The 20,569-nt window shown below is 63.7% G+C and carries 22 protein-coding genes and 3 pseudogenes; 14 read left to right on the top strand and 11 right to left on the bottom strand.

The annotated features are described in order from the left end of the window. Window positions 1-137: 137 nt before the first annotated feature. The 9 genes and pseudogenes from MU852_RS15470 to MU852_RS15435 all read left to right on the top strand — a co-directional run bounded on the left by MU852_RS15470 (window position 138) and on the right by MU852_RS15435 (window position 8,181). On the top strand, window positions 138-644 hold the full coding sequence (locus MU852_RS15470) for a 2Fe-2S iron-sulfur cluster-binding protein (RefSeq protein ID WP_249750296.1): 507 nt from the start codon (window positions 138-140) through the stop codon (window positions 642-644). After that, window positions 641-1,627 carry an FAD binding domain-containing protein gene (locus MU852_RS15465; protein WP_249750295.1) on the top strand — a complete coding sequence of 329 codons (987 nt, stop codon included), beginning with the start codon at window positions 641-643 and terminating at the stop codon, window positions 1,625-1,627. The genes MU852_RS15470 and MU852_RS15465 overlap by 4 nt, the downstream gene beginning before the upstream one ends. Continuing rightward, the gene (locus MU852_RS15460) at window positions 1,624-2,763 is read left to right on the top strand and encodes a xanthine dehydrogenase family protein molybdopterin-binding subunit (protein WP_249750294.1); all 1,140 of its coding nucleotides are present in this window, start codon (window positions 1,624-1,626) and stop codon (window positions 2,761-2,763) included. Before MU852_RS15465 ends, MU852_RS15460 begins: the two co-directional genes overlap by 4 nt. Further along, complete coding sequence (locus MU852_RS15455) at window positions 2,760-3,623, top strand: xanthine dehydrogenase family protein molybdopterin-binding subunit (RefSeq protein ID WP_283843662.1); 864 nt, start codon at window positions 2,760-2,762, stop codon at window positions 3,621-3,623. Before MU852_RS15460 ends, MU852_RS15455 begins: the two co-directional genes overlap by 4 nt. After that, window positions 3,581-3,964, top strand: a complete 384-nt coding sequence (locus MU852_RS17575; RefSeq protein WP_347342405.1) for a xanthine dehydrogenase family protein molybdopterin-binding subunit — start codon at window positions 3,581-3,583, stop codon at window positions 3,962-3,964. The genes MU852_RS15455 and MU852_RS17575 overlap by 43 nt, the downstream gene beginning before the upstream one ends. A 340-nt stretch (window positions 3,965-4,304) precedes the next feature. After that, a complete protein-coding gene (locus MU852_RS15450) occupies window positions 4,305-5,468 on the top strand; it encodes a site-specific integrase (RefSeq protein ID WP_249750293.1) in 1,164 nt (387 codons plus the stop codon). Between the two features lie 35 nt (window positions 5,469-5,503). Next, window positions 5,504-5,902, top strand: a complete 399-nt coding sequence (locus MU852_RS15445; RefSeq protein WP_249750292.1) for an excalibur calcium-binding domain-containing protein — start codon at window positions 5,504-5,506, stop codon at window positions 5,900-5,902. A 155-nt stretch (window positions 5,903-6,057) separates the two neighbouring features. Continuing rightward, a pseudogene (locus MU852_RS15440) lies at window positions 6,058-7,495 on the top strand (IS1182 family transposase). A gap of 116 nt (window positions 7,496-7,611) precedes the next feature. Next, window positions 7,612-8,181 carry a TetR/AcrR family transcriptional regulator gene (locus tag MU852_RS15435; RefSeq protein WP_249750291.1) on the top strand — a complete coding sequence of 190 codons (570 nt, stop codon included), beginning with the start codon at window positions 7,612-7,614 and terminating at the stop codon, window positions 8,179-8,181. Between the two features lie 47 nt (window positions 8,182-8,228). Here MU852_RS15435 and MU852_RS15430 read toward each other — a convergent pair. From MU852_RS15430 to MU852_RS15415, 4 genes and pseudogenes are all read right to left on the bottom strand, one after another. Continuing rightward, window positions 8,229-8,330 (bottom strand): annotated as a pseudogene (locus MU852_RS15430) (integrase); the annotation flags it as partial. 524 nt (window positions 8,331-8,854) lie between these two features. After that, the gene (locus MU852_RS15425) at window positions 8,855-9,064 is read right to left on the bottom strand and encodes a TMEM175 family protein (RefSeq protein WP_249750290.1); all 210 of its coding nucleotides are present in this window, start codon (window positions 9,062-9,064) and stop codon (window positions 8,855-8,857) included. Window positions 9,065-9,070: 6 nt separating this feature from the next. Then, window positions 9,071-9,901 (bottom strand): aldo/keto reductase, encoded by an 831-nt coding sequence (locus MU852_RS15420; RefSeq protein ID WP_249750289.1) that lies wholly within the window; start codon window positions 9,899-9,901, stop codon window positions 9,071-9,073. A gap of 75 nt (window positions 9,902-9,976) precedes the next feature. After that, window positions 9,977-10,555: a TetR/AcrR family transcriptional regulator gene (locus MU852_RS15415; RefSeq protein ID WP_249750288.1), complete on the bottom strand. Its 579-nt coding sequence runs from the start codon at window positions 10,553-10,555 to the stop codon at window positions 9,977-9,979. Window positions 10,556-10,693: 138 nt separating this feature from the next. On the opposite strand from MU852_RS15415, the gene MU852_RS15410 reads away from it, so the two are divergent. The 5 genes from MU852_RS15410 to MU852_RS15390 all read left to right on the top strand — a co-directional run bounded on the left by MU852_RS15410 (window position 10,694) and on the right by MU852_RS15390 (window position 16,549). Next, a complete protein-coding gene (locus MU852_RS15410) occupies window positions 10,694-11,683 on the top strand; it encodes a zinc-dependent alcohol dehydrogenase family protein (RefSeq protein ID WP_249750287.1) in 990 nt (329 codons plus the stop codon). A 197-nt stretch (window positions 11,684-11,880) separates the two neighbouring features. Next, the gene (locus MU852_RS15405) at window positions 11,881-12,171 is read left to right on the top strand and encodes a metal/formaldehyde-sensitive transcriptional repressor (protein WP_184279026.1); all 291 of its coding nucleotides are present in this window, start codon (window positions 11,881-11,883) and stop codon (window positions 12,169-12,171) included. 215 nt (window positions 12,172-12,386) lie between these two features. Further along, window positions 12,387-13,496: an S-(hydroxymethyl)glutathione dehydrogenase/class III alcohol dehydrogenase gene (locus MU852_RS15400; protein ID WP_088582808.1), complete on the top strand. Its 1,110-nt coding sequence runs from the start codon at window positions 12,387-12,389 to the stop codon at window positions 13,494-13,496. Between the two features lie 393 nt (window positions 13,497-13,889). After that, window positions 13,890-14,615 carry an excinuclease ABC subunit UvrA gene (locus tag MU852_RS15395; RefSeq protein ID WP_249750286.1) on the top strand — a complete coding sequence of 242 codons (726 nt, stop codon included), beginning with the start codon at window positions 13,890-13,892 and terminating at the stop codon, window positions 14,613-14,615. Beyond that, window positions 14,594-16,549 carry an excinuclease ABC subunit UvrA gene (locus MU852_RS15390; protein WP_283843661.1) on the top strand — a complete coding sequence of 652 codons (1,956 nt, stop codon included), beginning with the start codon at window positions 14,594-14,596 and terminating at the stop codon, window positions 16,547-16,549. Before MU852_RS15395 ends, MU852_RS15390 begins: the two co-directional genes overlap by 22 nt. Before the next feature lie 256 nt (window positions 16,550-16,805). Here MU852_RS15390 and MU852_RS15385 read toward each other — a convergent pair whose 3' ends face one another. From MU852_RS15385 to MU852_RS15355, 7 genes and pseudogenes are all read right to left on the bottom strand, one after another. Continuing rightward, complete coding sequence (locus MU852_RS15385) at window positions 16,806-17,375, bottom strand: type 1 glutamine amidotransferase domain-containing protein (protein WP_249750285.1); 570 nt, start codon at window positions 17,373-17,375, stop codon at window positions 16,806-16,808. A 24-nt stretch (window positions 17,376-17,399) separates the two neighbouring features. Next, entirely contained in the window at window positions 17,400-17,543 is a 144-nt protein-coding gene (locus MU852_RS15380; RefSeq protein ID WP_249750284.1) for a hypothetical protein, read from the bottom strand. Between the two features lie 25 nt (window positions 17,544-17,568). Then, window positions 17,569-18,075, bottom strand: coding sequence for a zinc-binding dehydrogenase (locus MU852_RS15375; RefSeq protein ID WP_249750283.1), 507 nt, complete (start codon window positions 18,073-18,075; stop codon window positions 17,569-17,571). Window positions 18,076-18,163: 88 nt separating this feature from the next. Further along, a pseudogene (locus tag MU852_RS18325) lies at window positions 18,164-18,406 on the bottom strand (alcohol dehydrogenase catalytic domain-containing protein); the annotation flags it as partial. Between the two features lie 461 nt (window positions 18,407-18,867). Next, complete coding sequence (locus tag MU852_RS15365) at window positions 18,868-19,287, bottom strand: GlcG/HbpS family heme-binding protein (protein WP_249750281.1); 420 nt, start codon at window positions 19,285-19,287, stop codon at window positions 18,868-18,870. A gap of 111 nt (window positions 19,288-19,398) precedes the next feature. Beyond that, window positions 19,399-19,692, bottom strand: a complete 294-nt coding sequence (locus tag MU852_RS15360) for a putative quinol monooxygenase (protein WP_249750280.1) — start codon at window positions 19,690-19,692, stop codon at window positions 19,399-19,401. 110 nt (window positions 19,693-19,802) lie between these two features. Continuing rightward, on the bottom strand, window positions 19,803-20,543 hold the full coding sequence (locus tag MU852_RS15355) for an SDR family oxidoreductase (RefSeq protein ID WP_249750279.1): 741 nt from the start codon (window positions 20,541-20,543) through the stop codon (window positions 19,803-19,805). Window positions 20,544-20,569 lie beyond the last annotated feature (26 nt).

Here is a 20,569-nt window from a genome sequence, read left to right as displayed (position 1 = left end):
CGATCGTGGGTCGCTAGGCGGATCCGTCAGAGCCGGCGCGCGCGACAAGCGCGCCGGCGGGCTGAACCCGACCGTCTCGGCGTCGTTTCGCAAGGCGGGACGCCGTCGTCCCGGGATCAAAGCCAAGGAGGCCGGTCTTGGCCATCCTCATCAACGCCCAGGCTGTCTCGGCGCCCGACGACCCCCGGGTCTCCCTGCTCGATCTGTTGCGGGAACAGCTTCATCTCACCGGCACGAAGAAGGGCTGCAACCAGGGCGCCTGCGGGGCCTGCACGGTCCTGGTCGACGGCGAGCGCGTCCTGTCCTGCCTGGCCCTGGCCGTCCAGTACGACGGACGGCAGGTGACGACCGTCGAGGGCCTGGGCGCGCCCGGCGACCTCCACCCGCTGCAGGCCGCCTTCGTCGAGCATGACGGCTTCCAGTGCGGCTACTGCACCCCGGGACAGATCTGTTCGGCGATCGGCATGGCGGCCGAGGCGAGACGCGGCGTGCCCAGCCATGTGTCGCCCGATCTGGAAGCGGACGCGGTTGACCTGACCGCCGAGGAGGTGCGCGAGCGCATGAGCGGCAACCTGTGCCGCTGCGGCGCCTACAACGGCATCGTCGCGTCGATTCAGGAGATTTTCGGCGAGGCGGCGCAGTGACGCCGTTCGCCTTCAGCCGCGTCGCCAGCGCCGACGAGGCGGTGCGCCTGGGCGCCCTGCCCGGCGCCAAATATCTGGGCGGCGGCACCAATCTGGTCGATCTGATGCGCGAGACGCTGGAGCGGCCGACATCGGTCGTGGACGTCACCGGCCTCTCCAGCGACATCGGCGAGACCGACGACGGCGGGCTGAGCCTGGGCGCCGCCGCCCGCAACACCGCCGTCGCCGAGCACCGGCTGGTCCGGCGACGCTATCCCCTTCTCAGCCGCGCCATTCTCTCCGGCGCCAGCGGCCAGATCCGCAACATGGCCACCGTCGGCGGCAATCTGCTGCAGCGCACCCGCTGCGCCTACTTCTACGACGACGACGGCGCGCGGTGTAACAAGCGCGCGCCGGGTCAAGGCTGCGATGCCGTCGGCGGCTTCAACCGGATTCACGCGGTGCTGGGCGCCTCCGAAGCCTGCGTGGCGACGCATCCGTCGGACATGTGCGTGGCCCTGACGGCCCTGGACGCCCAGGTCCATCTGCGCGGGCAGGACGGCGGGCGCACCGTGCCGATGGTCGATTTTCATCGCCTGCCGGAGGACCGGCCCGAGATCGACACGGTGCTGAGGCCCGGCGAGTTGATCACCCATGTCAGCCTGCCCCCGCCCCTCGCCGGCCGGTCGGCCTATCGAAAGGTGCGCGATCGCGCCAGCTTCGCCTTCGCCCTGATCTCGATCGGCGCAGTGCTGACGGTGGAAGACGACCGCGTGGCCGACGTCCGGCTGGCCCTCGGCGGCGTGGCGCACAAGCCCTGGCGCGCATTCAAGGCGGAGGCGGCGCTTCGCGGCGGTCCGGCGACCGAGGCCGCGTTCGGCGCGGCAGCCGAGGCGGAACTGGCCGACGCCCGGCCGCTCGAACACAACGCGTTCAAGATCGAACTGGCCAAGCGGACGATGGTCGCGGTCCTTGGCGAGCTGGCCAAGGGGCAGGCGTCATGAGCATTCTGGACGAAGCCAAGACCCGCGCCCAGGGCCTGATGCAGGGCCTGATGGGCAAGGCGGTGGCCCTGGCCCCGGACAGCTGGGTGCCCGGCGGCCATCCGGACCCGCTGATCCGCCGTCAGCACGGCCATATCGGCAAGCCGGTCTCCCGTCTGGATGGTCCCTTGAAGGTCGCCGGCCAGGCGCGGTTCGCCGCCGAATTTCCCATGGACGGCATGGTCTATGCGGCGGTCTTCTACAGCACGATCGCCAAGGGCCGGATCGTGGAAATCGACGCCGAGGCCGCCCGGGCCGCGCCGGGCGTGGTCCTGGTGATGACCCACGAGAACGCGCCGAAGCTGAAGCCGACGCCGATCTTCCTGACCGATCCCAAGGCGGCCGGGGGCGACGGCCTGCCCGTGCTTCAGGACGACCGGGTGCACTGGAACGGCCAGCCCATCGGCGTGGTCCTGGCCCGGACCCAGGAAGAGGCGGATCACGCCCAGTCCCTGATCCGCGTCCGCTATCAGGCGGAAGAAGCCGCGACCGACTTCGACCAGGTGAAACAGGCCGGCGCCCGCCAGGCCCAGTTCATGGGTCAGCCGCTGCACAATGAGATCGGCAAGGCGGAACAGGCGTTCGCCGAGGCCGAGGTGAAGGTCGAGGCGACCTATGTCACGCCGCGCCACAACCACAATCCGATCGAGCTGCACGCCGTGACCCTGGCCTGGGACGGCGACAGCCTGCGCGTCCACGACGCCCAGCAGGTGGTCGCCCATGCCGCCTGGACGCTGGCCAAGGTGTTCGATCTGAAGGAAGACCAGGTGGTCGTCACCTCGCCCTTCGTCGGCGGGGGCTTCGGCTCCAAGACCCTGTGGCAGCACCAGATACTCGCCGCGGCGGCGGCCCGGCTGGCGGGCGTTCCCGTGCGGCTGGTGCTGTCGCGCGAGGGCGTGTACCGCACCGTCGGCGGACGCTCCATGACCGAACAGCGGGTCGCGCTGGGCGCCGACCGAAGCGGCAAGCTCCAGTTCGACCTGCTGGACGTCGAGCAGCATGGTCTCGGCGCCATACACGCTGCGGGTCGGCAGGATGAAGGGCTCGGGCATGATGTTGTGCGGCGTCTTGGCCGTCACCCCGGTATGGATACATGATCGGCAACACCTTCATGCGCGCGCCGGGCGAGGCGGTCGGCACCTTCGCGCTCGAGGTCGCCATGGACGAACTGGCCGAGGCGCTCGGCATGGATCCGATCGAGTTGCGGCTGAAGAACGAGCCGGAAAAGGATCCGACGCAGGGCCTCCCCTTCTCCTCGCGCGAAGTGGAGAAGGCTTTCCGCGACGGCGCCGAACGGTTCGGCTGGAGCCGGCGCGATCCGCGTCCCCGCGCCCGCCAGGAAGGCGAGTGGCTGATCGGCATGGGGTGCGCGACCGGCACCTGTCCCTACTACCGCATGCCGGGCGGGGCCGCCCGCCTGACCCTGACGCGCGACGGACAGGCGATCGTCGACGTGGCGGTCCATGAGATGGGCATGGGCACGGCCACCGTTCAAACCCAGGTCACGGCCGAACGGCTCGGCCTGCCGATGGACGCCGTCCGGTTCAACTATGGCGACTCCACCCTGCCCGGCCTGATCATGGCGGGCGGCTCGCAGCAGACCGCGGCCATCGGCGCCTCGGTGATCGCCGCCCACAGGACGCTGGTGGGGGAGCTGCTGAAGCTGGCGGGCAATGACTCGCCGCTAGCCGGCCTGAAGGCCGACGAGGTCGCCTGCCGTGACGGCGGCCTTTGCGGGTTGGAGGACGAAACCCGTTTCGAGAGCTACGCCTCCATCCTGGGCCGGGCCCAACGCAAGAGCGTCTGCGTCGAGGCCGAGCCGCCTCAACCGATGGAGACCATGCACTGGTCGATGCACAGCCACGCGGCCATGTTCTGTGAGGCGGCAGTCATGTCGTTACGGGCGAACCGCGGATCCGCCGCTTCCTCGGCTCGTTCGACTGCGGCCGGATCCTGAACCCGAAGACGGCCGCCAGCCAGTTCCGCGGCGGCGTCATCATGGGCCTCGGCCTGGCCCTGATGGAAGAGACCCAGGTCGACCCGCGCAACGGCCGCATCATGAACCCCAGCCTCTCCGAGTACCACGTCCCGGTTCACATGGACGTGCCGGACATCGACGTGATCTGGACCGACATTCCGGACCCGCATGCGCCGATGGGCGCGCGCGGGGTCGGCGAGATCGGCATCACCGGCACGGGCGCGGCCGTGGCCAACGCCATTTACAACGCGACCGGCCGACGCATCCGCGACCTTCCGATCACCCTGGACAAGCTGCTGGTCCCGTCTCTGGGCTCATAGCCGCCGGGGCGGCGTTTGTCGTCCAGGGCGCGGGGCGTATTCCAGAACGCAGAAAACCCCACGGTCTGGGACCGTGGGGTTGATCTGGGTGCGGGAGCAGGATTTGAACCTGCGACCTTCAGGTTATGAGAACGATTTTTAGAGTTTTCACTTCTCGCGACGGCGCTTCTTATTGAACGCTAAACCCCTACTATGCCTGACTTTCTGTTGACGCCCCAGCCATTCTGACTCACCGTTTCTGCGATCTATTTCGCCCTGCTTTTCCGCCAACCGCTTCCATATTGCTTCCACGGAACAACCGGCTTGAAACGCGGCGACATCGTCAGAAAAGGACTTGGAGATGGCCAGCGAGAAGTTGAGCAAGCGCGTGGTGGACCGCCTCGAGGCTCGCGCCAGAGATTACATTATTTTCGATGGCGAGTTGCCGGGTTTCGGCGTCCGCGTGATGCCAAATGGCAAACGCTTCTATCTGATCCAGTATCGGCGGCACGGCCGAACGCGACGCATGGCGCTGGGCCAGCATGGCGTCGTGACGGCCGAGATCGCGCGACGAGAGGCCAACCGGATGCTGGGCGCCGTTCGCGGCGGCGGGGCCGATCCAGCGACGTTGCGCGACATGGAGCGTCAGGCAGCGACGGTTCAGGAGTTGGGAGCGCGCTTCCTCAAGGAACATGTCGCCGTGCGCTGCAAGCCGACCACCGAGTACGAGTACAAGCGAGCCATTCAGTTCTTCATCAATCCGTTCTTCGGCAAACAGAGGGTTCGGACAGTGACCTCTGCCGACGTGGCGGAGTTGCATGGGAAGTATGCCCATACCCCCTACCAATCGAACCGGGTCCTAGGCGTTCTCTCCAAGATGATGAACCTGGCCGAGGTCTGGGGCATGCGGGACAAGCGCACCAATCCATGCGACGACGTGAAGGCCTTCCCCGAGCGCAAGCGAGAGCGCTTCCTGTCGCCCGAAGAGATCGAGCGCCTGGGCGCGGCCCTTCAAGAGGCCGAGCGCACAGGCGCAGAAAGCCGTTTCGCCGTCGCCGCCTTCAGGCTGCTGCTGCTCACCGGCTGCCGCCTGCGCGAAATCCAGACATTGAAGTGGAGCTATATCGACTTCAGGGCTGGCCGCTTCCGGCTGCCGGACAGCAAGACCGGAGCGAAGACGGTCTACCTGGGCGACGCCGTCGTCGAACTGCTGCGCAAGCTGCCTGAGGTGGACGGCAATCCCTACGTCATCGTCGGCAAGTTGGAAGGAAGCCACCTCACCGATCTCCAGCATCCGTGGCGGCGCATTCGTAAGACTGCCAACCTGGAAGACGTTCGCATTCACGACCTTCGCCACACCTATGCGTCGGACGGCGTCTTGGCGGGCGAAGGCTTGCCGATGATCGGCAAGCTATTGGGACACACTCAGGTTCAGACCACCGCCCGGTATGCGCACCTTGCCGACCACCCGGTGAGAGAAGCGGCGACGCGGATCGCGGGACGGCTGGCGTCAGCGCTGGGGTGAAGCTGGGCCACCTCCAGATAGCCCTCTCACCTCGATTGACGGTCGCCCTGGCGATGTCAGAGAACGCCGATCAACATCGTAACGGCCGCTCAACCTTCAGCGAGCATCGTGTGCTGATGCGCCGAAAATCGCCCCATAGATCTCACCGGCAAGCGCCCCCTGCTCGCCCCTTCCAGCTACCTTTTGCTGCCGTCGTCGGCCTAACCGCTGTTGTGGCTTTTGCCCTGACCTGGTTCGCGATCACGCCATCAGCTCCTCGCGCAGCAGTCGCGTCATATGTCAAAGTGCGCACGACCGATCAGCATTACAGCGGCTGCACGGCCGTGCGGGCAGCCGGCCGAAAAGACATCCCCAGTTGGGATCCCTCATATCGCTCCTGGATGGACGGCGATGGTGACGGCCTCGCCTGCGAGCCGCCGCGTGGCGGCTATTGATCCGCTTTGCGCCAGTAGCGGTCATTCACTCACCGCCGGAAACCGGACCTCGGCAACACACCTAGGTGAGCGTCCGCAACGGGTCGAGGCTGTGTGAAAACGCCTCCAGCTTGAGCAAATTCGTTTAACCTTCCTGATGTCAGCAGGAGGTGGGTATGAGCCGCTTCGTTCAGGGTGCCGATCGCCGGCAGCCGACGCTGCTTCCCGAATGTCTCGACGACTATGTGGCCGAGGATAATCCGGTTCGGGTCGTCGATGTCTTTGTCGATGAGTTGGACCTCAGGGGCTGGGCTTCGTCGGCATGACGCCGGCGACGACGGGCCGGCCGGCCTATCACCCGGCCATGCTGCTGAAGCTCTATGTCTATGGCTACCTGAACAAGGTGCAGTCCAGCCGGCGGCTGGAGCGCGAGGCGCAGCGCAACGTCGAGCCGATGTGGCTGACGGGGCGGCTGGCTCCGGACCACAAGACCATCGCCGCCTTCCGCCGCGAGAACGGCCCGGCGATCCAGGCGGCTTGCGTCCAGTTCGTGGTGCTGTGCCGGCAGCTGGGCCTGTTCGGTGCGGCCCTGGTCGCCATCGACGGGTCGAAGTTCAAGGCAGTGAACACCCGGGATCGCAACTTCACCGCCTACAAGCTGAAGCGGCGGATTGAGCAGGTTGCCGAGCACATCACCGGCTATCTGCAGGACCTGGACACGGCGGATCGTCACGAGGGCGAGGCCGCCGAGGCGCGGTCCGGACGGCTGGTCGAGAAGATCGATCGGCTGCGCGCCCAGATGGCGATGCTCAAGACCATGGAGGCCGAGGTCGAGGCGTCGCCGGACGGCCAGGTCTCCCTGACCGATCCCGACGCCAGATCCATGGCCACGTCGGGCCGGGGAGCGGCATCGTCGGCTACAACGTCCAGTCCGCCGTCGAAGGCGAGCATCACCTGATCGTCGCCCACGAGGTGGTGATGACGGGAAGCGACCGGGAGCAACTGGCCTCCATGGCGGCGAAGGCTAAGGACGCCATGGGCGTGGAGACGCTCGATGTGCTGGCCGACCGGGGCTACTTCTCCGGCGAGGAGATCCTCGCCTGCGAGACCATGGGCGTGACGCCCTTCGTGCCCAAGCCCCTGACGTCAGGCGCCAAGGCGGCAGGCCGCTTCGGCAAACAGGACTTCGTCTACCTGTCCGATCAGGACGTCTACCGCTGCCCGGCCGGCGCGCTGCTGCCGCGCCACATGACGCCCGTCGAGAAGGGCATGACCCTGCACCGATACGGGGACCGGGCCAGTTGCGCCGGCTGCTCGCTCAAGAGCCAATGCACGCCAAGCATTGAGCGGCGCGTCACCCGTTGGGAGCATGAGGGCGTGATCGACGCGCTTCAGGCCCGAACGGACCTAGCCCCGCGCGCCATGCGCACCCGACGACGGCTGGTCGAACACCCGTTCGGAACGATCAAGGCCTGGATGGGCCACACTCACTTCCTGATGAAGCGGTTGCCCAACGTGAAGACCGAGATCAGCCTCCACATCCTCGCCTACAACATGAAGCGCGTGATGGCGGTGCTGGGAACCAAGCCCCTGATGGAAGCGATCAGGGCCTGAGAGAAGGAGATACTTCGCGCCTTGAGGCCTCCGCCGTTCCCTCCCAGCTCGGCGCGTTTTTACACGGCCTCGACCCGTTGCGGACATAGTTAGATCAGTTCCGCTATAGATGGCTTATGACCACCACCACTCCAACGCGCGATGCCGAAGCTACCCGACACGCGATCCTTCGGGCTGCGCTGGACCTCTTCGCTGAGGAGGGTTTCGAGGCGGTCGGAGTCCGCTCTATTGGAGCGCGCGCGGGCGTCGACTATTCGCTGATCAGCCGATACTTCGGTGGAAAGGACGAGCTTTTCGTCGAAGTGATCAAATCTGGGAGCGTGAACTGGCAGCGTCGCTGGGGAGATCGTGAGAGCTTCGCTGAGCGCGTGACGGATGATGTTCTGGCGGTTCCAAATGGCGGAAGGGTGCTGCGCGACTTGCTCGTTCTGATGCGCTCCGCTGGATCAGATAAGGCCAAACGCCTCATCGATGAAGCGTTGGGTGACCAAGGCTTTCGCGACCTTGAAGCATGGATCGGGGGCGAGGACGCAGATGTCCGTGCGCGCCTGCTTATGGGCTTTCTCGCCGGTATGGCCATCACCCGCGATCTGAACAGTAAGTTTGACCTCAGCCACGAACGCGCCGTCGTAATGCGCGAGCAACTCCGTTCAGCGGTTGCTGCTTTCCTCATGCCAGCGACTTGAGAACGCCAGTCCGCTTTCCACTCTTAGCGGACGAACGCCGGGTCCGCTGAGCCGCCAGGCGCGACGTCACTGACGCGGAGCTTCACCAGATCACAGGCTCTGAGCTTTGCATCCAGTGCACAGTTAAACATCGCAAGGTCGCGTAAGCGGATGCGGTCCTTACCGATCACGATTGACAAAATCCTGGACTGATTAACCGAAGTCAGCATCCACCGTGCCGGGTCAATACCCAGCCTCAGCCATTCTCCGGTTCCTAGTCTGGCTTGTAGGTGGGCTTTGCTGGCGGAACGATGTAGCTCAACGTCACGATCCCCGCGGCGATCAGTCCAGCACGCCAATTCCAGAGTGCCAAGCCGAATGCCGCCCAATAGGCAGCGGCAGTTAGGCCATATTTGATGGTAAGGCGGCGAAGATAAGCCTCGGTCAGCCTTCGATCGGGAAGACCTCTCGCGGTGGCGTATACCCAACGAAGAAACCACCAAGTCGCCGGTGTCGCTGCTACGCCCAGATACCATAGGGCGGCGGTGGTACTCTCCGCATCTCCGCCGAGGTGTTCGACCAACGGTCGCGCAGGAAACGGAGTGATGCTGACGGCAGCCAGAAAGCCGATGCTCAGCAGATTGTAGCCGTGGTCGGTCTTCTCCAGCAGCTTGCCACTGAAATGGCTGTACGCTCAGTAGAGGCCGATCAGGACCACGCTGAGAACGTAGGCGCCGTACTCCGGCGCCAACTTCAGATACGCCGCTGCGAGGTCGCCCTCCTCCGGTTTCGGCGCGTGCAACTCGACCACAGGAAGGGTGAACGCGATCGCAAGTACCGCGTCCATGAACGCCTCAAGGCGATCCGATTTGCGTTCGGTTCCTTCGAGAGAGAAGATCGCCATCTGCCGCTACAGCATTTCGAGCGGGCGTCGGTCCGCTGGGCGGGGAAATGCCGCGTCGAGTGTCGCAATGTCGGCGTCTGAGAGGACGATATCCGCGGCCGCGCGGTTCTCCCGCACGTGTGCGATCGAACTCGCTTTCGGGATGGCGATGAGGCCATCGTGCCGCAACGTCCAGGAGAGTGCCACTTGGGCAGGGGTTGCACCGACCTCGGCTGCGATCTTTTCGAGAGCGGGATGGCTTGAGAGTCGTCCCTGCTCGACGGGACTATACGCCATCGCTGGCACTTTATGCTCGGCGAGCCACGGCAACAGGTCCAACTCAGGGCCTCGACGGACGAGATTGTAGAGGATCTGATCGGTCACGCAGCCATCTCCGCCCGCAGCGACAAGCTCGTCCATATCGTCGGTATCGAGGTTGCTGACACCCCAATGCCGAATCTTCCCTGCCGATTTCAGCGCCTTCATTGCCTCCACCGTCTCAGCGAGCGGCACCGATCCCCGCCAGTGGAGCAGATAGAGGTCGAGCCGATCAGTGCCGAGCCGCTTCAGGCTCGCCTCGCACGCACCGGTAAGGCGGGAGCGCGATGCGTTCTGTGGATACGCCTTGCTGACGAGGAACAACTCGTCGCGACGGTCGCCGAGCGCTTCGCAGATCAGCACTTCCGCCGCACCGTCGCCGTACATTTCCGCTGTATCGACGAGCGTCATACCCAGCTCGACACCGGCGCGCAGCGAGGCAATTTCATCGGATCGCCGCTCGGCACGCTCACCCATCTTCCAGGTGCCTTGACCCATTGAAGGAACCACTTCCCCGCCGGGCAATGTCACGTGTTTCATGTGCATCCGTCCTATTAGATCAGTTCGACTGTTCGGTCGCGGGAGGCGGATTGGCAGATGACCACCATGTAACGGTCATATCGCGGCAGGCCATCGATCGAGTGCCATTTTGGCGATGGAGAGCAGTTCGTTGATCGTAGCGCCGTCGCGCGCCTGAACGGACATGCCTTCCATGACAGTATTGATGAATTTGCCTAGCACGGCCGGATCGGTGTTGGCCGCGAGCTCGCCCTGCGCGGCGCCGCGTTGCAGACGCTCGATCAGGAGGGCCTCCGCCGCGATACGCTTGTCGCGCAGCAGGCATTCGATGGCGGCGGACGCCGGCGAAACGGCTGCCGCTGCCGAATACATGAAGCAGCCGGCCGGCGTTCCAGGTTCCGAGAATGATGACGCCGCTCGATCCAGCAGGCCTTTGACGGCCTCGTAGGTGGACAACGCCGGATCGTTGATGGGTGCGTAGAGGTGGACGCTAAACGTCGCAGCGTAGCGCTCGATCACCGCCGCAAACAGCCCCGCTTTGTTGTCAAACGCTGCATAGAGACTGGCGGCGGCGACGCCAGTCTCCGCCACCAGATCGGCCATCGATGTCGCCTCGTAGCCGCGCTGCCAGAACAGCCGCACCGCCTTGTCGAGCGCAGCGTCAGTGTCGAACACACGTGGGCGACCTGCGCGGCGACGGGCTTTCGTCTCTGTCATCTCTGGTGCACGATATGGAACGATCGATAAATAATATCTTGAAACTGGTGGTCCGCTACCTTACAGAACGGTCATTCAATAATCAAGGAGTCTCCCATGAGCCGCATCGTCCGTATCCACGAATATGGCGACGCCAGCGTCCTCAGGATTGAAGATGTGGCAGTCCACGCGCCCGCGGCCGACGAAGTGCAGATCGCGGTGAAGGCGATAGGCATAAACCGCGCCGAGGTGATGTTCCGCAACCATGCCTACCTTCAGGAAGCCGAGTTCCCGAGCCGCCTTGGCTATGAGGCTGCCGGCACTGTCGCTGCGGTCGGTGCGGACGTTACCGGGTTTGCGGAAGGCGAAGCCGTCAGCGTCATTCCCCCACTCGATATCGCGCGCTGGGGCACTTATGGCGAGGTCGCAAACGTGCCCGCCCGCCTCGTCGTCAAGCATCCTGCGGCGCTGTCGTTCGAGGAAGCGGCGGCCGTATGGATGCAGTATGTCACCGCCTGGGGTGCGCTGGTGGAGCAGGCGAAACTCGGCGAGGGCGATTTCGTCATCGTCACTGCTGCCTCCAGCAGCGTCGGCCTTGCTGCCTTCCAGATTGCGCGGATGGTCGGCGCGACGGTAATCGCGACGACGCGTACCGGCGCCAAGCGCCAGGCCCTGATCGATGCCGGTGCACATCATGTCGTCGCGACCGGGGAAGAGGATCTGGTAGCGAGGGTGATGGAGATAACCGATGGTCAGGGTGCGCGCGTGGTGCTCGATCCCGTCGGAGGCCCGTCGTTCGAGCCGCTGACCGAGAGCATGGCACGCGGCGGCATCCTGCTCGAATATGGCGCGCTCAGCGGCGAACCGACGCCGTTCCCGTTGTTCTCCGTGCTGGGCAAGAGCCTCACGCTCAAGGGGTATCTCTACAGCGAGATTGTCTCGGACGATGCCGCCCTCGATCGCGCCAAGGCGTTCATCGTGGCGGGTCTGGAATCGGGCTCGCTCAAGCCGCGGATCGCGCGCACTTTCCCGCTCGACGCCATCCAGGACGCTCACCGCTTCCTCGAATCGAACGACCAGATCGGCAAGGTCGTCGTTACGGTCTGACCGGCATACCGGGGAGTGAGCGATCGCTCCCCCTTCCCCGACAGAGAATCGGACCCTCGGAGCCCATGCCAAAGCTGCTCGTGGCGAAGGCTTGAGAGCATGACCGCAACCTCGCCCGATCAGAAAAACGCCCAGCTCTGTGCAGGATTGAAACTCCCCCTGTATAGTATGCTGGAGCGATTTCTCGGGAAAACGCGATGCCACATTCATCAGAGGACAAGAAGCGAGCCATCACACGCTTGCGGCGCATCAAGGGTCAGGCGGACGCTCTGGAACGCGCGATCGAAGCGGGGGCCGATTGCGCTCCCCTGCTGCAGCAAATTGTCGCCATGCGCGGTGCGACAAATGGACTGATGGCAGAAGTGATGCAGAGCCATCTCAGGGAAACATTCGGTGCGGGCGCGGATCGGGCCGTCGGAGGCGCAGGTGGCGAGCACGATGACGGCGTGGAGGGCGTAATGAAGATTCTGCGTACTTATCTCAAATGACGATTTCAGGCTCATTTTCCTGCCCGTGTCCTCCCGCACTCAGAAGCCAGCCCCTGCTGCCTTCTCTGGTTTGAGATCCTCGTCAGGACACCTCTTGTATACTGCTGGGGAGTATGATAAACATACTCCCTGCCAGTATGAGAATGTCGACGAATTTGCGCTGACGCAACAGCCTCGCGCCAGCAATCAGTTTAGTCCAACGAGGGTATCCCAACATGAAATCTCGCGCCGCTGTAGCCTTCGAGGCGGGCAAGCCACTCGAAATCGTCGAGATCGATGTCGCCCCACCCCGGAAAGGCGAAGTCCTCATACGGGTGACGCACACCGGTGTGTGCCACACCGACGCGTACACGCTGGCGGGGAGTGATCCGGAGGGTGTTTTCCCGGTGGTTCTGGGCCACGAGGGCGCGGGCATCGTTGTCGAGGTCGGCGAAGGCGTCACCAGCGTCGTGCCGGGCGATCACGTGATTCCGCTCTACACTGCCGAGTGCGGCAAGTGCGACTTCTGCCTGTCGGGCAAGACCAACCTGTGCGTCGCTGTCCGCGAAACGCAGGGCAAGGGCTTGATGCCCGATGGGACCACCCGCTTTTCGTACAATGGTCAGCCTCTCTATCATTACATGGGCTGTTCAACCTTCAGTGAATATACTGTCGTCGCCGAAGTCTCGCTCGCCAAGATCAATCCCGAGGCAAACCCCGAACATGTCTGCCTGCTCGGCTGCGGCGTCACGACCGGCATCGGCGCAGTCCACAATACCGCCAAAGTCCAGCCCGGAGACTCGGTTGCCGTGTTCGGCCTCGGCGGCATCGGCCTCGCGGCGATTCAGGGTGCGCGCCAGGCGAAGGCGGGTCGCATCATCGCCATCGACACCAATCCGTCCAAGTTCGAGCTGGCGCGCCAGTTCGGCGCGACCGAGTGCATCAACCCCAAGGACCATGACAAGCCCATCCAGCAAGTGCTGATCGAGATGACGGGCTGGGGCATCGATCATACCTTCGAGTGCATCGGCAACGTCCACGTCATGCGCGCCGCGCTTGAATCAGCGCACCGTGGCTGGGGTCAGTCGATCGTGATTGGCGTTGCCGGCGCGGGCGAGGAAATCTCCACCCGCCCATTCCAGCTCGTCACGGGCCGCGTATGGAAGGGGTCCGCTTTCGGTGGCGTCAAGGGACGGACTGAGCTCCCCGGCATGGTCGAGGACGCGATGAGAGGCGATATCGATCTGGCCCCGTTCGTAACCCACACGATGGGTTTGGAGGAGATCAACGAGGCCTTCGAACTGATGCATCAAGGCAAGTCGATCCGCTCGGTCATTCACTACTGACCCATCGATCCAAAGCGGCGCGAAGCGCTCGATCGACAACTCGCCCGTCATCATGGCCCGACCCCGGCCATGATGACGCGCGCTCTGGCAAATGGGCAACGCGTCGCGATGCGGTAACAGGGGCCGAAGTGCGGTCGTTACATGCCGATAGCGGCACTGACCAGGTCCGCCTGGCCCAGGCGCTTACCAGCGGAGTGTGTGTGGTCTCGTCGCGCGACCCAACGGGAAAAATGGTTTTGTCGTAACCGTTGTCTGATGCTGAAAAAATATTTCAAAGGTGCCGAACATCGGGCCAGCCTGGCCGTTGGACGTATTGAGTCGGAAATGCATTCATCTGTCGCCCGACTGTGATGAACCACGGGGCGCACGGGCGTATAGGGCAGGAAGACTGAATTGAAGAGCAAGGATATTCACGCGAGGACGCCGGCCACCGATCATGGGCATACGGGGCCGCCCGCTTGCGTGCAGGTTCGCGGCGCGCGCCAGAATAACCTCAAAAATATTGACGTCGATGTACCGCGCGACGCCTTCGTGGTGTTCACCGGCATATCGGGCTCGGGCAAGTCATCGCTGGCTTTCGGCACGCTCTACGCCGAAGCGCAGCGGCGTTATCTGGAATCGGTTGCGCCCTATGCCCGTCGCCTGATCGACCAGGCCGGCGTGCCGGAGGTCGACGTGATCGACGGTTTGCCGCCTGCGGTCGCGCTGCAGCAGCAGCGCGGCTCGGCCAACGCGCGATCCTCGGTCGGCAGCGTGACGACGCTCTCCAGCCTGGTGCGGATGCTCTATTCGCGCGTCGGCGAATATCCGCGCCATCAACCCATGCTCTATGCGGAGGATTTCTCCCCCAACACGGTCGCGGGGGCCTGCGCGACCTGCCACGGCATCGGCCGCGTATATGACGCGACCGAAGAGACAATGGTTCCTGACGACAGCCTCACCATTCGCGACCGGGCGATCGCCGCCTGGCCGACCGCCTGGCATGGGCAGAACCTGCGCGATATCCTCGTTTCGCTCGGCTATGACGTCGACACGCCGTGGCGCGACCTGCCGAAAAAGGATCGCGACTGGATTCCTTCACGGAAGAGGCGCCGACGGTGCCGGTCTATGCGGGTCTGACGCCCGAACAGACCCGGGCGGCGCTCAAGCGCCGCATGGAGCCGAGCTACCAGGGCACCTTCACCGGCGCGCGCCGCTATGTGCTGGAAACCTTCGCCAACACTAAAAGCGCGCTGATGAAGAAGCGCGTCTCGCAATATATCATCGGCCGCGATTGCCCGACCTGCGACGGCAAGCGCCTGAAGCGCGAAGCCTTGTCGGTCAAATTCGCCGGCCTCGACATTGCCGAGTTCGGCGACCTGACGGTGCTCAAGCTGAAGGACTTGCTGATGCCCGTCGCGCATGGCGCGTATGGGGCGGTCTCAGCCCCCTCAAAGGGCCATGTTCTGGAAAAAGCGGCCCGCGATGCAGCGGTCGAACAACGGGTTGCGGCGGGCGGCTCTGCGCACAAGAGCGCGCCCGACGTACGCCGCACGCCCAATCTCTCCGACGAGAAGCGGATCGCCGCCCAACGCCTTGCCTGCGAATTGATCGAGCGGCTGGACCCGCTGATCGATCTTGGCCTTGGCTACATTTCGCTCGACCGCAGCACGCCGACGCTCTCCTCCGGAGAGCTGCAGCGCTTGCGGCTTGCCACGCAATTGTCGTCACAGCTTTTCGGGGTGGTCTATGTGCTTGACGAGCCTTCGGCAGGGTTGCACCCGGCAGATGGCGAAGCCTTGCTCACCATCCTCGAGCGTCTCAAGGCGGCGGGCAACTCCCTGTTCGTCGTCGAACATGATCTCGACGTGATCCGCCGCGCGGAATGGCTCGTCGATGTCGGGCCAGGAGCCGGGGAAAAGGGCGGTGAAGTCCTCTACAGCGGGCCGATAGAGGGGCTTGCCGACGTCGAGAGTTCGATCACCCGCCGCTACCTGTTCGCAGAGCCGGTCCGCAGTGAGCGCACACCGCGCGATCCCAAGGCATGGCTACGCCTGGAAGGGATCAGACGGAACAATCTCCATGGTCTCGACGTCGAGTTTCCCATCGGCTGCTTCACCGCTGTCACCGGCGTTTCGGGATCGGGTAAATCCAGTCTTGTCAGTCAGGCGCTACCCGAGCTCGTCACGGAACACCTCGGCGGCTCCCCCGCGGCTGATGAGGAGGATATCGATCCGCTGCTCGATGTTGCGCAGAACGACACTGAAGGACGCATTGTCGCAGGCATGGAGCATGTTCGCAGGTTGGTGCGGGTCGATCAGAAGCCGATCGGCCGCACGCCGCGCTCGAACCTATCCACCTACAGCGGCATGTTTGACCATGTGCGACGGATCTTCGCTGATACGCCGCTCGCCCGCCGGCGGCACTACAGCCCGGGAAGGTTCTCGTTCAACGTCGCGCAAGGCCGCTGCCCTGTGTGCGAGGGCGAGGGATACGTCATGGTGGAGCTGCTATTCCTGCCGAGCGTTTTTGCCCCGTGCTCGACCTGTCATGGCTCGCGCTACAACCCGCAAACGCTCGAAGTCGAATGGAACGGGCGCAATATCGCCCAGGTGCTCGAACTGACGGTCGACGATGCGTGCGATTTCTTCGCTGGCGAGGCATCTGTAATGCGCTCCCTCGACGTGTTGCGGGAGATCGGTCTTGGCTATCTGAGGCTCGGTCAGCCGGCGACCGAGCTGTCTGGCGGGGAGGCGCAGCGCATCAAGCTGGCGACTGAACTGCAACGTGCTCAACGCGGCAACACGATCTATATCCTCGACGAGCCAACTTCGGGGCTTCACCCCTCCGATGGCGACCGGCTGATGCAACACCTGCAGGGCCTCGTAGACGCCGGCAATACCGTCGTAGTCGTCGAACATGACATGCGCGCCGTCACGCAGGCGGACTGGATCATCGACCTGGGACCGGGGGCTGGAGAAGATGGGGGCCGTATCGTTGCCAGCGGCGTCCCTGGCGTCGTTGCGGAAGCGAAAGGCAGTCTCACCGCCCGCTATCTCAAGGCGGCGCTGTAGGTCGTAAATCTGGCCGAACGCACGTTCGACCAGGTGCATCTCAACCACACGGCGGAATGGGTCGGATCTGGAAGCGGGAGCCGGCGATGTGTCACCGCGGTTGACGCGGCTTAGGGTTTGAATGCCCGCCAGGTGCGCCGTGTCCGTGTGCTACGCAGCGTGGCGGACGGCCAATCGCTGGCCACCCGCAACGCTTGTTTTGTGCGGACCTTCTCCAGGGAGAGGGTCCTCACATGGTTCGTCGAAACGCCCCGTCTTAACTCCCTGCTGGGAGCGCTGCGCCCCCACCTTCTGCGATTTCTTCAACGAGTTTGGTACAGAAGGCGGGCAGATCATCGGGATCGCGGCTGGTAACAAGGCCTTTGTCGACCACGACTTCCTCATTGGTCCATGCACCGCCAGCGTTCTCGATATCGACCTTCAGCGTCGAGTAGGACGTCAAGGTGCGACCCTTGAGTACGCCCGCCTCGATCAATGTCCAGGGTGCATGGCATATAGCCGCGACAGGTTTCTTCTGATCGAAGAAAGCCCGGATGAAACCAATCGCCTCGTCGCTGCCGCGCAGCTTGTCGGCACCGACAGTCCCTCCGGGCACAACAAGCCCGTCGAAATCGTCGGCTTTGACCTCGGAAAACGTCTTGTCGATAGTATAGCTGCCGCCCTCGTCAAGATCGCCATTGACTGTGCGAGCCTTGCCCGGTTCAAAACTGACCACGGTAACTTTGCCACCAGCGTCCTCGACAGCTTGCTTGGGCTTCGAGAATTCTGGTTCTTCCGTTCCACGAGGTGCGATCAGAATAGCAACTGATTTGCCTTTCAAAGTCATAATTTATTTCCTATCCGTCGAAAGTCAGGCACCCGGTTTGAGCACGACCTTCGTCCAACCAGCATCGCGTTCGTCGAAATGCTTGTAGGCGTCTGGTGCCTGATCAAGCGGCAGTCGGTGCGAGATGATTTGGGCAGGATTGGCCCGGTCTCGCTCGATAAGCTTCATCAGTCGCCGGTTGTAGTGCTTTACATTACTGGCCGGTGCCGATCTTCTGGCCCTTGAACCAGAAGTTGCCGAAGTCGAACGCCATCTTGCCTTCCTTCTGGAGATCGTCGGGCGCGTTCGGGTCTTCCGGAATGAACACGCCGACGACGCCGATGCCTCCGGTGGCCTTCGTGCTTTTGACGAGGCAGTTCATCGTGTAATTGCTGCGCTCCTTGCCGTGGCGATCGCAACACTGATACCCGACCGCCTCGACCCCCCGGTCGGTCCCGAGGCCGCCGGTCGCGTCAAGGATCTGCTGGGCGGGATCGCCCTTGCGCATGTCGATCGGAATAGCGCCCATCGCCTCGGCCAGTTTCAGGCGGTCATCGTGAGAATCGACCACGAAGATCTGAGAGGCGCCGCGGATTTCGGCTGAGTGCGCGGCCATCAAGCCGACCGGACCGGCGCCGTAGATCGCGATGCTTTCGCCCGGCTGGAAACCCGACAGTTCGACGCCATGCCAACCGGTGGGGAAGATGTCGGAGAGCGACATAGTCATCCTCCTTCTCCTCAGCGTCCTCAGGCAGCTTCAGACAATTGAAGTCCGCATAGGGAACGCGCATCAACTCGGCCTGACCACCCTGCCACGGACCCATCTCGGCAAAGCCATACGCTGCGCCGGCGGTTCCAGGGTTGGTCGTGAGGCAGAAACCCGTCAAACCGCGTTCGCAATTTTCGCAGAAACCGCAACCGACGTTGAACGGCATGCACACGCGATCGCCCTTCTTGATGCGATCTACGGCAGCGCCGACTTCGATGACCTCGCCAAGGTTTTCGTGACCGAAAACTTTGCCCTTCTCAAAGCTGGTGCGGCCCTCATACATGTGAAGGTCCGACCCGCAGATATTGGTCGTGGTCAGCCGGATGATAACATCGGTCTGCTTTTCGATCTTGGGATCATCGATGGTATTGACGGAAACATCTTTGGGCCCGTTGTACACGACAGCTTTCATGGATCTTTTCCTTTCGCAGCTCTTCTCAACGCGTCATCAAATCGAGAGCTTGGTAATGATCCGGTCCATCGCAACGGCGGAGGACATCGCACCCTTCGAAGTGATCTCAGTTTCCTGAACCATCTGCTACCTGAGAGGTTCCTTCCCGTAGAGCCATCCCGGGATCGATTCACGGCGGTTTTCTGAATGACCGGACCAGAACCGCCCAATAACGCGCCAAACGGAAGCGACCCGCGCCGCGCGGGAGGCGCGCCCGGCGCCCGAGCCGCCGCCGTCGACTGAACCGCCGTGACGGAGCCAGCGCCGTCGCGCCCGGCACCGCGCTCCAAAGCTCAGCCGCCCGCCAACGCCTGCGCCGCCGCCTCGGCCACGCCCTGGTCCTGCTTGCCGGTGCCGCCCGACACGCCCACCGCGCCGATCACCGTCTCGCCCTCCTTGATCGGCACGCCCCCGGCGAAGATCATCACCTTGCCGTCGTTAGAGGCATGGATGCCGTAGAAGTCGGCGCCCGGCTGGGCGAGCTTCGCCAGCGCCTTGGTCTCGACGTCGAACGCGCGCGCCGTCCACGCCTTGCCGATCGCGATGTCGACGCTGCCGCGCCACGCGTCGTCCATCCGCGCGAACGCTAGGAGGCAGCCGCCCGCGTCCACCACCGCGATGTTCATCGGGTTGCCGATCCGCTCGGCCTCCGCGATCCCCACATCGATGATGGTCCGCGCGTCGTTCAGGTCGAGCGTTTGGGTAGTGCGCATGGTGTGTCTCCGTGGTCAGTTCGTGGAACACCGCTCAACGCACGCCGCCGCGCCCGGGTCCACCCCCCACGCGGGCGATGAGAGCGACGCGCTAGGGTGCCGATCGCTCCGCTATTTCGCAGCCAGCAGAGTGAACTTGTGAATCTGCGGCGGTTCAGAGAACAGTTCTTCTGCCTTCTCCATCAGTGCGGCGGCAACCTTGCCGTCAAGATGGGCCTGCCGATCCTCCTCTGTGTCGAACGTATCGAAGATCGCGTACGCACCGGGACCTTCCTCGATCGCATACCAGGTCAGAGTGCCCGGCTCAGCTTGAACGAGCGGCAATGCCGAGGTCAGGAAATCGACGACATCGCGCTCTTTTCCGGGCTTGGCCTTCAGCGGTACATACAGGGCAAGTTTGGGCATAATTGACTCCTCGAGTAAAACGGACAGATATCATTCGGCAAAGTAACGGACGAGCGGGCCGGTACGTTCCCCATAGGCGGAGCACACGCGGCCCCGCCTCCTCGTCGAAATCAGAACTCCTGTGCGGTCGGCCGGATGACGATCGCGTTGACGTCGACGTCATCAGGTTGTTCGACAGCGAACGCGATAGCACGCGCCACCGATGCCGCCGGAATGGCCTGCTTGTAGAAGTCCAGCACCGTCTCGGCAGCCGTGCCAGAGGTCGTGAACTTCAAATCGCTTTCGACAGCTCCTGGCTCGATTGACGTGACCCGGACCTTTTCCCCCACCTCGTGGCGCAAGCCCTCGCTGATCGCGCTGACGGCGAACTTGGTGCCGGAGTAGACCGTGCCGCCTGGTGCGAAGACCTTGATGCCCGCAACCGAGCTCAGGTTGATGATGTGGCCGCTGCCCTGCTCGAGAAAACCGGGAAGGGCCGCCGCGATGCCGTAGAGCGTACCCTTCAGATTGACGTCGATCATCTGGTCCCACTCGTCGGTGTTGACCTCGGCCATCGGACGGATCGGCATCAGCCCGGCGTTGTTGATCAGCACGTCGAGGCGGCCGAAGTCGGCAATGATTGCGGCGACGACGGACTGGACCGCCGACTTGTCGGTCACGTCCAGCGCGTACCTACGTGCCGTGCCGCCGTTTGCGGCGATGTCCGCGACGACCTCATCGAGCCTGTCCTTGCGCCGTGCGGCGATGGCCACCTTCGCGCCGCGTTCCGCGAGAAGACGCGCGGTTTCTGCGCCGATGCCGGTGCTGCCGCCGGTGATGAGAACGACCTTACCTTCGATACCCTTGGTCATGACTGTATTCCTTCAAGTCAATTGTT

Origin of the sequence: Brevundimonas albigilva (genome assembly GCF_023503965.1) — a bacterium.
Lineage (GTDB): Bacteria > Pseudomonadota > Alphaproteobacteria > Caulobacterales > Caulobacteraceae > Brevundimonas > Brevundimonas albigilva.
This window is presented reverse-complemented; position numbering and strand designations above follow the sequence as displayed.